At 75.5% G+C, this 11,901-nt stretch carries 8 protein-coding genes; 2 read left to right on the forward strand and 6 right to left on the reverse strand.

Annotated elements, in window-relative coordinates:
- Positions 1–40: 40 nt before the first annotated feature.
- From ABT129_RS34620 to ABT129_RS34645, 6 genes are all read right to left on the reverse strand, one after another.
- The gene (locus ABT129_RS34620) at positions 41–3,748 is read right to left on the reverse strand and encodes a hydantoinase B/oxoprolinase family protein (RefSeq protein WP_351909602.1); all 3,708 of its coding nucleotides are present in this window, start codon (positions 3,746–3,748) and stop codon (positions 41–43) included.
- The gene (locus tag ABT129_RS34625) at positions 3,745–4,842 is read right to left on the reverse strand and encodes an SGNH/GDSL hydrolase family protein (protein ID WP_351909604.1); all 1,098 of its coding nucleotides are present in this window, start codon (positions 4,840–4,842) and stop codon (positions 3,745–3,747) included. The genes ABT129_RS34620 and ABT129_RS34625 overlap by 4 nt, the downstream gene beginning before the upstream one ends.
- Positions 4,839–5,984 (reverse strand): glycosyltransferase, encoded by a 1,146-nt coding sequence (locus ABT129_RS34630; protein WP_351909618.1) that lies wholly within the window; start codon positions 5,982–5,984, stop codon positions 4,839–4,841. Before ABT129_RS34630 ends, ABT129_RS34625 begins: the two co-directional genes overlap by 4 nt.
- Positions 5,985–6,058: 74 nt before the next feature.
- On the reverse strand, positions 6,059–7,180 hold the full coding sequence (locus ABT129_RS34635) for a glycosyltransferase family 4 protein (protein ID WP_351909606.1): 1,122 nt from the start codon (positions 7,178–7,180) through the stop codon (positions 6,059–6,061).
- A 362-nt stretch (positions 7,181–7,542) separates the two neighbouring features.
- Positions 7,543–8,958 carry a HEAT repeat domain-containing protein gene (locus tag ABT129_RS34640; protein ID WP_351909608.1) on the reverse strand — a complete coding sequence of 472 codons (1,416 nt, stop codon included), beginning with the start codon at positions 8,956–8,958 and terminating at the stop codon, positions 7,543–7,545.
- 256 nt (positions 8,959–9,214) lie between these two features.
- Positions 9,215–9,607 (reverse strand): ankyrin repeat domain-containing protein, encoded by a 393-nt coding sequence (locus tag ABT129_RS34645; RefSeq protein ID WP_351909610.1) that lies wholly within the window; start codon positions 9,605–9,607, stop codon positions 9,215–9,217.
- Positions 9,608–9,915: 308 nt separating this feature from the next.
- Between ABT129_RS34645 and ABT129_RS34650 the strand changes: the two genes are divergently transcribed.
- Positions 9,916–10,110 carry a hypothetical protein gene (locus ABT129_RS34650; RefSeq protein ID WP_015032212.1) on the forward strand — a complete coding sequence of 65 codons (195 nt, stop codon included), beginning with the start codon at positions 9,916–9,918 and terminating at the stop codon, positions 10,108–10,110.
- Positions 10,111–10,147: 37 nt separating this feature from the next.
- Positions 10,148–11,791: a hypothetical protein gene (locus ABT129_RS34655; protein WP_351909612.1), complete on the forward strand. Its 1,644-nt coding sequence runs from the start codon at positions 10,148–10,150 to the stop codon at positions 11,789–11,791.
- The last annotated feature ends 110 nt before the right edge of the window (positions 11,792–11,901 follow it).

Raw genomic sequence — 11,901 nt, forward strand, 5'->3', positions numbered from 1 at the left:
GGGGGCGCGGGCGGCCGGGACGTCTCCGGAGGGGTGATCGTCAGACGGAAGGCTCCCCCGGCGGGGGTTCACCGGGCCGAGGCCCCTCGGGCGGCGGGCCGTAGCCCCCGCCGCCGGGGGTGCGCAGGACGAGGACGTCGTCGGGGCCCACCTCCGTCGTGGCGGCGCCGCCGAGGCGCTCGACGGTGCCGTCGGCGCGCTCCACGAGGTTCTCGCCGAGAGCGCCCGGCTCCCCGCCCGCCATGCCGTACGGGGGGATCCTGCGGTGTCCGGTGAGGAGGGCCACCGTCATCGGCTCCAGGAAGCGGATACGACGCTCCACCCCGCGCCCGCCTCGCCAGTGGCCGCGCCCGCCGCCGTCCTCCCGTACCGCGAAGGCGTCGATCCGGACCGGGTGGCGCCATTCGAGGACCTCGGGGTCGGTGAGCCGGGAGTTGGTCATGTGGGTCTGGACGGCGTCGGCGCCGTCGAAACCGTCCCCCGCTCCCGAGCCGCTGGCGACCGTCTCGTAGTACTGCACGCGCGCGTTGCCGAAGGTGACGTTGTTCATCGTGCCGGAGCCCTCGGCCTGGACGCCGAGGGCGGCGTACAGGGCGCCGGTGACGGCCTGGGAGGTCTCGACGTTCCCGGCGACGGTGGCGGCCGGGTGGACGGGCGCGAGCATGGAGCCGGGCGGGACGCGGATCTCCAGGGGTTCCAGGCAGCCGCTGTTGAGGGGGATGCCCTCGTCGACGAGGGTGCGGAAGACGTACAGGACGGCGGCCGTGACGACGGCCGTGGGCGCGTTGGCGTTCCCGGGCAGCTGGGGAGAGGTGCCGGTGAAGTCGATGACGGCGGAGCGGCGTTCGCGGTCGACGCGGACGGCGACCCGGACGACCGCGCCGTCGTCGGTCTCGTAGCGGTACGCGCCGTCGTCGAGGCGCGCGACGAGCCGGCGCACGGACTCCTCGGCGTTGGCGCGGACGTGGCGCATGTAGGCCCGGACGACGTCGAGACCGAACTCGTCCACGGTCCTGCGCAGTTCCTCGATCCCCTTCTCGTTCGCCGCGATCTGGGCGCGCAGGTCGGCGAGGTTGGTGTCCGGGTCGCGGGAGGGGTGGCGGGCGCCGGTGAGCAGGGCCCGCGTCTCGGCCTCGCGCAGGCGCCCGTCCCGTACGAGCAGCCAGTTGTCGAAGAGGACGCCCTCCTCCTCGATGGTCCGGCTGAAGGCGGGCATGGAGCCGGGGGTGATGCCGCCGATCTCGGCGTGGTGGCCGCGGGAGGCGACGAGGAAGCGCAGTTCGTGTCCCTCGTCGCCGAACACCGGGGTCACGACGGTGACATCGGGGAGATGGGTGCCGCCGTGGTACGGGTCGTTGATCGCGTACACGTCGCCGGGGCGCAGGTCGTCGCCGCGCCGCCGCAGGACCTCCTTGATGGATTCGCCCATGGAGCCGAGGTGGACGGGGATGTGGGGCGCGTTGGCGATGAGGTTGCCCTCGGCGTCGAAGAGGGCGCAGGAGAAGTCGAGCCGTTCCTTGATGTTGACGGACTGGGCCGTGTTCTCCAGGCGTACGCCCATCTGCTCGGCGATGGCCATGAAGAGGTTGTTGAAGACCTCCAGGAGGACGGGGTCCACCTCCGTGCCGGGCGCCACGCGCGCGGGGCGGGGGGAGACGCGGTGCAGCAGGAGGTGTCCGGTGTCGGTCGCGGTGGCCCGCCAGCCGCTGTCGACGACGGTCGTGGCGTCGGCCTCCGCGAGCATCGCGGGGCCGTCCACGGTGTCCCCGGGACGCAGGTCCGCGCGCCGGTGGAGGGGAGCGTCGTGGGACGTGCCGGCGCTGTGCATCCGGACGGTGGTGAGGGGTTCGGCAGGTCCGGGGCGGCCGTCCGAGCCGGTGGGAGGGGTGGGGACGGGCCCGGGCGAACCCGCGGCGGCCTGGGCGGACACGCCGGTGGGGACGGCGTCGGTGGGGGCGGGCCCGTGCGGGTCGGCCCGGCCGACGGCCTCCACGGAGACGGCCTCGACGACGAGCGGCCGATCCAACGTGAAGGCGTACCGCGCACGGTGATCCGCTGTGAACACGGCTTTCAGCTCTTCGGCGGGTGCCAGGTCGACCGGGAGACTCGCGTCCGTGCCCGCGTACCGCAGGAGCACGCGCGCGTGCGTGGTGATCGCCGCGTCGGGCAGACCGTCGGCGCGCAGGTCCGCCCGGGTCAGGTCGGCGAGTTCCGCGCAGAGGGCCGTCACGCGCTCGGAGGTACCGGGTCCGTCGAGTTCGGCCTCTACGGACCGCTCCCGCATGGCGGTGGCGTCGGCGAGCCCGATGCCGTATGCGGAGAGCACCCCGGCGAGCGGGGGGACGAGGACGGTGTCGACGCCCAGGGCGTCGGCGACGGCGCAGGCGTGCTGGCCGCCGGCGCCGCCGAAGCTGGTGAGGGCGTACCGGGTGACGTCGTGGCCGCGCTGGACGGAGATCTTCTTGACGGCGTTGGCCATGTTGAGGACGGCGATCTCCAGGAAGCCCGCGGCGACCTCCTCGGGGGTGCGGCCGCCCCCGACCTCCTCGGCGAGCGCCGTGAACCGCTCCCGTACGACCTCGGCGTCCAGCGGCAGGTCGCCGGTCCCGCCGAACACGGCGGGGAAGTGGGCGGGCTGGACGCGGCCGAGCATGACGTTGGCGTCGGTGACCGTGAGCGGTCCTCCCCGGCGGTAGCAGGCGGGGCCGGGGACGGCGCCCGCCGAGTCGGGGCCCACCCGGTAGCGGCGCCCGTCGAAGTGGAGGACGGAGCCGCCGCCCGCGGCGACGGTGTGGATGCTCATCATCGGGGCGCGCATCCGCACCCCGGCGACCTGTGTACCGAGTTCACGCTCGAAGACTCCGGCGTAGTGCGACACATCGGTGGAGGTGCCGCCCATGTCGAAGCCGATGACCCGGTCGTGCCCGGCCTGTGCGGAGGTGCGGGCCATGCCGACGACGCCGCCGGCCGGTCCCGACAGGACGGCGTCCTTGCCGCGGAAGTGGGCCGCCTCGCGCAGCCCTCCGTTGGACTGCATGAACATGAGGCGGATCCCGGCGAGTTCGTGGGCGACCTCGTCGACGTACCGGCGCAGGATCGGCGAGAGGTAGGCGTCCACGACGGTGGTGTCCCCGCGCGGGATCAGTTTGATCAGCGGACTGACCTCGTGCGAGCAGCTGACCTGCGTGAAGCCCGCGTCACGGGCGATCCGGGCGATCCGCTCCTCGTGTGCCGGGTGGCGGTAGCCGTGCAGGAGGACGACGGCGGCGGAGCGCAGTCCGTCGCGGTGGGCGGCGGCGAGCGCCCGGGCCACGGCGGGCTCGTCCGGGGGCCGGACGAGGTGGCCGCGGGCGTCGATCCGCTCGGGGACCTCGATCACGCGCGCGTAGACCGCCTCGGGGAGCACGATGTGGCGGTCGAAGAGCCGGGGCCGGTTCTGGTAGGCGATGCGGAGCGCGTCGCGGAAGCCTTCGGTGATCAGGAGGACGGTCGGTTCTCCCCGCCGCTCCAGGAGGGCGTTGGTGGCGACGGTGGTGCCCATCCTCACCACGGCCACCCGGTCGGCGGGGACGGGTTCGCCTGGTCCGAGGCCGAGCAGGAGGCGGATTCCGGCGACGGCGGCGTCCTGGCCCCGGTCGGGGTCGTGCGAGAGCAGCTTGCGGGTGACGAGCCGCCCGTCCGGTCGTCTGCCCACGACGTCGGTGAAGGTACCGCCCCGGTCGACCCAGAACTCCCAGCGCCCGTTCATCTCCCCATTGTGGCCGCGAGCGCGGCGGCGAGGGCGTCGTCCGCGCGCGCGTCGAGGGGAGCGGAGCCGGTGCCGTCGGCCCAGTGGCGCAGTTCGGCACAGGCGAGGAGCAGCAGCTGCGGGAGCAGGTCGTGGCTGCGGCGGAGGAGCCAGCCGGTCCCGGCGGTGGCGAGCCAGAGCGCGGCCTCGGCGCGGGTCGGCGGCGGCTGGGCGGGCTCGCGCGCGGGCGGTGTGCCGTGGGCGAGTCCCCGGTCGGCGAGGAGCCGGTGGAAGCCCTCGGCGACGGCCCGGTGGCCCCGCTCGCCGGGGTGGAGACGGTCGGCGCTCCACAGGGTGCGGTCCTCGGTCCAGACGTCGTCGGCGAGATGCAGGTGGACGGCCCCGTACCGGGTGGAGAGGGCGTGGACGACGGCGTTGACGGACCGCTGCCGGCGGGCGAGCGGGCGGGCCAGGGGCGGCGGCAGGCCCAGCATCCGGCCGGGGTCGGGCAGACAGGCGGTCAGGAGTACGGCTCCGAGGGCGTCGAGGTCGGCGCAGACCCGGTCCAGGTGGCGGGCGAGGAGCGCGATGTCGAAGGTGCGGCGCAGGGTGTCGTTGACCCCGACGACGACGGAGGCGAGGTGCGGACGGAAGGCGAGGGCGCGGGGCGCCTGCCGTTCGGCGACGTCTCCGCTGAGGGCTCCGCTGACGGCGAGGTTGAGGAGTGACGTCCGCCCGCCCTCGGCCGTGAGCCCGTGGGCGAGCAGGGGCGCCCACCCGCGCCAGACCCCGTCCACCCGGTCCCCCACGCCCTCGCTGAGCGAGTCGCCGAGGACGGCGAACCGGACGGTGCCGGTGGCGCCGCGGTCCGAGCGGGGCGGGGGCACGCGAGCCGGGGGCGGAGGGACCGGGGAGACGGGGCCCGGCGCGGGAGCGGCCACGGGCGGAACGGAAGCCACCGGGGCCGGAAGCGCCGGGGCCGGAACCACCCGGGCGGAGGTCGCCCGGGCGGGAGCGACCACGCCCGGAATGACGGAGGCGGGAGCGACCACGCCCGCGACGACCGGCGCGGGCGCGACCGCGACCCGGCCCGACGACGTCCGGTCGCCGGTCATCGCCGTACCTCCTCGGGGAGGGCCGCCTCCGAGGCGGGGAGGGCGTCGTGGGCGCGGAGGAAGGCGGTGACGGAGCGGTCCCAGGTGAAGCGCTCCGCACGCGCGCGTGCGGCCCCGCGCCGGGTGGTCTCCGGGGTCGCGAGCAGGCCCCGGACGGCGGAGGCGAAGGCTCCCGGGGTGTCCTGCGCGCAGGCCCCGGCGGTGCCGACGACCTCCGGGAGGGCGGAGGCGGCGCTGACGACGACCGGGGTCCCCGAGGCGAGGGCCTCCAGGGCGGAGAGGCCGAACGTCTCCGCGGGCCCCGGCGCCAGGCACACGTCCGCCGCCGCCTGGAGGTCCGCCAGGGCCTCCCGGTCGGCGACGTGCCCGAGGAACCGCACCGGGAGCCGCCGCTCCCGCGCCCGTCGCTCCAGGGCGCCCCGCAGGGGCCCGTCCCCCGCGACCACGAGCGCCGCCGCGACGCCCGCGTCCCGCAGCTCGGCGAGGGCGTCCAGGGCGGTGCCGGGCCGCTTCTCGACGGAGAGGCGCGAGCAGAGCAGGAGCAGCACCCGCTCCCCGCCGGCGTACCGGGCGCGGAGCACCGCGCTGCGGCGGCCGGGACGGCAGTGGTCCAGGTCCACGCCGAGCGGGGCGCGTACGACGTTGCGTGCCCCGATCCGTACGAACTCGCGCTCCGCCCACTCCGTCGTGCAGACGATCCGCGCGAACGCCCACGACGTGCGGCGGTTGAGCCGGTCCGCCGCGCGGGCCGCGAGGGCGGGCGGGACGCCCCAGGTGCGCAGCACACCGTCGGCGGTCTCGTGGGAGACCATCACCGAGGGCACGCGCGCGCGTCGCGCCCACTCCCCCGTCCACCGCAGGGTCGTGCGGTCGGAGACCTCGATCCGGTCGGGGGCGAGGGCGTCGAGGACGTCGCGCACCCGGCTCCGGTCGGCGAGGACCCGGTAGCCGCCGGTGCCGGGCAGCACCGGGCCGGGGAGGGTGACGACCCTCCCCTGGTCGGTGCGGACGTCGCTCGCGGTCTCCCCGGGGACGACGAGCACCGGTTCGTGCCCGGCCGCGAGATAGCCGCGGCCGAGCCGGTCGAGGGCGGTGCGCAGGCCGCCGGAGGTGGGGGTCACGAAATTGGCGAGCCGCACGATCCGGAGCCCGCCGCCGTGCGTCGGCCCCTCACGGTCGCCGCTGTGAACCCGGTCGACACGCCGTGCGCCGCCGTTCACGCCGCCACCGCCGTCCGCTCGCGCAGGACCTCCAGGTAGTGGCCGATCAGCTCGTCGCCGAGGGCCTCCCAGGTCCGGCCCTCGACGGCCGTCCGCCCCGCCAGGCCGTACGCCGTGCGCAGCTCGGGTGCGGCGGCGAGGGCGGCGACCGCCTCGCGCAGCGCGCGCGGGTCTCCCGGGGGTACGAGGAGCCCGGTGCGCCCGTGGTCGACGAGGTCGAGGGGGCCTCCGGCGGCCGGGGCGATCACCGGGACACCGCTCGCCATGGCCTCCTGGACGGTCTGGCAGAAGGTCTCGAAGGGGCCGGTGTGGGCGAAGACGTCGAGCGAGGCGAAGATCCGGGCCAGGTCGGCGCCGGTGCGGCGGCCCAGGAACAGGGCGCCCGGCAGCGCGGTGCGCAGCGCGGGCCCGCTCGGCCCGTCCCCGACGACCACCACCCGTACGCCGGGGAGTCCGCCCGCCGCCGCGAGGAGGTCCACCCGCTTCTCGGGGGCGAGGCGGCCCACGTAGCCGACGAGGAGTTCGCCGCCGGGGGCGAGTTCGGCGCGCAGGGCGTCGTCCCGGAGGCCGGGGCGGAAGCGGGTGGTGTCCACCCCGCGTCCCCAGAGCCGGATGCGGCCGATGCCGTGGGCCTCCAGGTCGCGGACGGCGGCGGAGGACGGGGCGAGGGTGCGGTCGGCGGCTCCGTGGACGGTACGGAGGCGGCGCCAGGCGGCTCCCTCGCCGGTTCCCACGTAGGTGCGGGCGTAGCCGGCGAGGTCGGTCTGGTAGACGGCGACGGCGGGGATGCCGAGCCGGGCGGCGGCCGTCATCCCGCGCACCCCGAGGACGAACGGTCCGGCGAGGTGGACGAGGTCGGCGCGGTGGGCGGCGATGGCCGCGGCGACGCGGCGGCTGGGCAGGGCGACGCGTACCTGCGGATAGCCGGGCAGGGGGAGGGAGGGGACCCGGACGACGGCGCAGGGGGCGTCGGCGTCCGCGGCCGGGTCGGCGACGGCGGGGGCGATGACGAGCGGGGTGTGGCCCCGCCGGACGAGGTGGCGCGCGGTCTGCAGGGCGCAGTGCGCCACACCGTTGACGTCGGGGGGAAAGGATTCGGTGACGATGACGACACGCATACGGGTGTTGTCGTCGCGCTCGGCGTGTCCCCGCCAACGTCGATCTGGACGGGGAGGGAACGTCCCATGAGCGTTTCGCGCGGGCGACCGCCCAGGGCCGCCCCGGACCCGATCCCACGATTCCGGCCGTCGCCATCCGGGGCCTGCCGCGGCTCGGGGTCCGTCACCGCCCGGGGCCCCTCGCGGCCGGGGTTCTGTCGCCGCCTCGGGCCCGGTGCCGCGCGCCCCCGCCCCGGCGCTCCGGGGCGGGGCCTCTTCCGGCGGGTTCTCCGCCGTGGGCCGCGCCGCCCCGGAGCCGGGGGCGGGGGTGACCGGTCCGGACCGTGGGCCGGACCCGAGCGGGGCCGGGGTCCGGCCCGGACTCAGACCTGGAGGTCCGGTCCTATCCGGTTGCGCACCGCGGTCTGGACCTCGACCTCCTCGGCCGGGTCGGCGGCCAGGCGCCGCAATCGTTCGGCGACGCGTACGTCTCCGGTCTCGGCGTGCTGGGCCGCGACCTCGCGGGTGGTCTCCTCGCAGTCCCAGAGGCATTCGACGGCGAAGCCGGTCGCGAAGGTGGGGTCGGTGACGGCGAGGGAGCGGGCCACGCGCCCGCGCAGCTGGGACGAGGCCGTCTCGCGGTAGACGTGGCGCAGCACGGGGGCCGCGCAGGCGATGCCGAGGCGTCCCACGCCGTCGACGAGCCCGGCGAGGGCGGGCGCGTCGGGGCCCTGGGAGCGGATGGTGTCGCGGAGCGCGCCGAGGACGGAGGGGGAGTCCTGGGCGGTACCGCGGCAGGCGAGGACGTCGGCGGCCGCGGCGCCGAGGGCGTCGCTCCGGCGGATCCACGCGCGGGCGCGGGCGACGGCGTCGTCGCCGCACATGCGCCGGTAGGCGGCGACGGCGGCCTCGGCGACCTCGTCGGAGTCGCCGTCGGCGGCGGCCTCCACGAGGTCGAGGACGGCGGGGTCGCGTGACTCGGCGAGGTGGTGCAGGGCGGCGCCCCGGGCTCCCACCGAGCCGTTCCGGGCGGCGGCGAGGAGCTCGGGCCGGTCCTCGGGGCCCGCGACGGCGGTCAGGCACCGGGCGGCGGGGGCGTAGAGGACGGCTCCGCGCTCGTACCCCTCCTGCGCCCAGTCGAGGACGGCGCGCACGCTCCAGCCGGGGCGGGGCCCGGCGGGGCGCATCTGGCGCTGCCAGCGGTCGAAGGAGCCCTGTTCCTGGGCGGCCCTGACCCGGGCGCCGATGGCGTCGCGCTGGTCCTCGGCCCACAGGCGCCAGGGCCGGGGCTCGAAGGCGTCGCGGACGACCCCGGCCAGCTCGGCGTCGCCCTCGGCGTCGACCGGGAAGCGGGCCAGCACGGGGGCGGCGAGCGCGCGGAGTCCGGCGTCGTCGTCGCGGAGCGCCAGCTCGTCCAGGGCCCAGGCCCAGTTCGTGCCGGTCGCCGCGTAGCGGCGGAGCAGCAGCAGGGCGTCCTGGCGTCCGTAGGAGGCCAGGTGGCCGAGGACGGCGAGCGCGAGCCCGGTCCGGGACTCCTCGGTGTCGAGGTGGTCCTCGGCGGCGAGGAGGTGCGCCTCGATCTCGTCGAGACCGCCGTGGAGGTCCAGGTAGAGACGGGCGTAGTAGAGGGAGCGGTTCTCGACCCGCCAGTCGTGGCGGGGGTCGTTGAGAACGCAGTGGTTGAGGGCCGCGAGGGCCTCGGCGCGTGGCGCGGCGAGCGCGTGCAGGGTGCCGTCGCCACGGCCCCGCTGCAGCAGGCCGAGCAGGGTGCCGCTCGGCGCTATGACTGGTTCGAACATGGGGAGACGCCTCACATCAAGCTGTCGACACGACCGGGGGATACCGGGATGACCCGGGTCGGGCGGTACATCGCCCGTACGCCTAGGCCGTGCGGCAACATGTCGGGCTGCTCGTCGTGCTTCGCCTGCCAGTGACCATCTTCCTCAGCCTCTCGTCGGTGGCCCGTTTTGCCGGGCCCGACGTCATGATGACCCACCCATTTCGCCACCGCGACCACATTTACGACGCTGCTCTCACCTGGGGTTCAGCGCTCGTTCACCGGGATCCGAAGAGCTCGACGAGTTCGTCCTTGCCGAACATCCGGGCGGTGTCGACGGCGGACGGAGTCCCGGCTTCCGGATTCGCGCCGCCGGCGAGGAGGGCGCGGATCACCGCGTCCTCGCCCTTGAAGACGGCGCCGGCGAGGGGGGTCTGGCCGCGGTCGTTGGCACGGTCGGCGTCGGCGCCGCGCGCGAGGAGGGCGGAGACCGCGTCGGCGTGGCCGTGGTAGGCGGCGAGCATGACGAGGGTGTGACCCTGCTCGTTGGTGAGGTTCACGGGGACACCCGCGTCGACGTAGGCGGCCAGCGCGTCGGCGTCCCCGGTGCGCGCGAGGTCGTAGACCTTGGACGCCAGCTCGATGACCTCGGGGTCCGGAGTCTCGCTCATCGGGTGGAACCGCCTCTCTCCTGCGTTGCCGGCCTGTGCACGGCAAGCGCGGCCGTACGAGTGAATCGACAGGGTACTGCCCGTTCGGTGACATGACCTCGCCCGACCGAGGCAAAGATCACGGCAGCCCGACTCCGGGTGCCCCTCTAACGCACGCCGGGCATTTCGCCACTCGGCAGTCCGTTCGACATCGGCCGGTCAAGTGAAATCGCCTGTTTTTCACCCTATTGCACCTTTAGTCACATAGATACTTGCTGTGAACTTGGAAGGACTCATGGTGACTGTCCCCTCAACCAGGAGAACAACCAATGATCCTGTCCATCTCAGGCGTGGTCCTGCTCGGCATCATCTGCTTCCTGTTCTTCAAGAAGGACGGGATGAAGGCCTCGCACGCCCTCGTCAGCGCGCTGTTCGGCTTCTACCTCGCGGGTACCGCCATCGCCCCGAGCATCACGGCGGGCGGGCAGAGCCTCGCCGGCCTCCTGGGCGGGATCAAGTTCTGACGCCCTTCAGTCCCTTCCACCACCTCAGGAGTACTTCGTGGCCCGGCGACCACTCCCCCGCATTCTGAGCAGCGGCAGCGCACAGATCGCTCGTAGTCGAGAGATCGCGCGCACGGCCGCCGACAGCGCCACCGACGTGCTCCATCCATTGATCACGGTCACCCGTGGTCTGCGGAAGCTGGCCGCGGCAGCGCGCGCCAAGTGGGCCGCGACCCCCAAGGAGCGGCGTGGTCCCACGCTGCTCCTGGTCGCGGCCTGCGTCCTGGTCATCGCCCTCATGCCCTACGGGCCGCTCCTCGCCCTCGTCACGCTCATGGCGACGGCCGCGTGGAAGGGGCGCGTACGCCCGGTCGTCAAGACCGGGCCCGACGACGCGGAGCTCGCACGGCTGAAGGGCCTGTACGAGGCCCTCGTGCCGTACTTCTCCGTGCCCGAGGACCCCGCGCCGCTCTTCTCCCACGGCGGCGACTGGAGCGGCGCCTTCGCGGAGTACGCCTTCGACGGGGACGGACGGCTCACCCGCCTGAGGATCGCGTACCCCCCCTACTTCACGGACGGCGAGCCCGCCGCACGCGCGCGCATCGAGCAGCTGCTGCACGCCAAGTCGGGTCGCGGCCGCGAGTACCTCTTCGACTGGGACGAGGAGGGCAACCGGCTCGTCATGAGCGTGCTGCCCGCCCTGCCCACCACCATCGCCGCCCAGCGCTTCGTCACCGTGCCGGGCGAGACCGTCCTCGGCTTCACCGACGCGGACGCCGTGCAGCGGACCGTGCCCGTGGTCGCGGTCGACGGGACCGAGGACGCGCCGGCCGTGATCTGGCGCACCGGCCCCCGCTCCACCGAGCCGCACCTGCTGGTCGTGGGCCAGCCGGGCAGCGGCACCACCTCCCTGCTGCGCTCGATCGCGCTCCAGGCCCTCCCCCACGGCGACGTGCTGATCGTCGAGGGCGGTGGCACCGGCGAGTACGCCTGCCTGACCGGCCGCGACGGGGTCCTCGCCGTCGAGTGCGGGCTCTCCGGCTCCCTGGCCAGCCTGGAGTGGGCGGCGCACGAGACGGAGCGACGGCTCATCGCCGCCAACCGCGCCCGGCAGGCCGGCCACCCGACGCCCGAGGACACCCGGCGCCCGCTGTGGATCCTCCTCGACCGGCCGAGCGTCCTCGGCCACCTGGCCGCCGCCGACGGCCGCCCCGACCCGCAGGAGCTGCTCCAGGTGCCGCTGCGGCACGGGCGCGCGGCCCAGGTCACGGTGGTGGTCGCCGAGCAGTTCGACAGCACGGACACCCTGAGCGAGGCGGTACGGACCCACACGAGGGCCCGGATCGTCCTCGGCCCCGCCGCACCGGACCAGATCGCGGCCGTCCTCGGCGCCGAGCCGCACACCACCCCGACGCCCCAGGTCCCGGCGGGCCGCGGCTACGCGCGCCTGGGCACCGGCCCGGTGCTGCGCCTCCAGGTGCCGGCGACGCCCGACCCGTACGACGACGCCACCAGCGAGGCACACCGCCAGGCGGTCCTGGAGCTCCTCCCGGAGCGCCGGACGGCGACGCCCGCCGAGGTCGAGACGACCGCCACGCTCGAGACCGTGGTCGTCCCGGCCCCCGAGCCGGCGCCGGCCCCCCGCGCCGAGGCGGAACCGGGCCCGGCCCCCCGCCACACTCCGGTGGCCGCCGAGGGCTGAGCACGCGCACGCGTGGAGAGGGGGGGGGGGGGGGGCGGGGGCGGGGGGGCGCGGGCGCCCCGGCCGGGGCCGGCCCCCCCCCCCCCCCCCGGGGGGGGCGCCCCCCCCCC

Source organism: Streptomyces sp. NPDC002057, assembly GCF_040296665.1.
Lineage (GTDB): Bacteria > Actinomycetota > Actinomycetes > Streptomycetales > Streptomycetaceae > Streptomyces.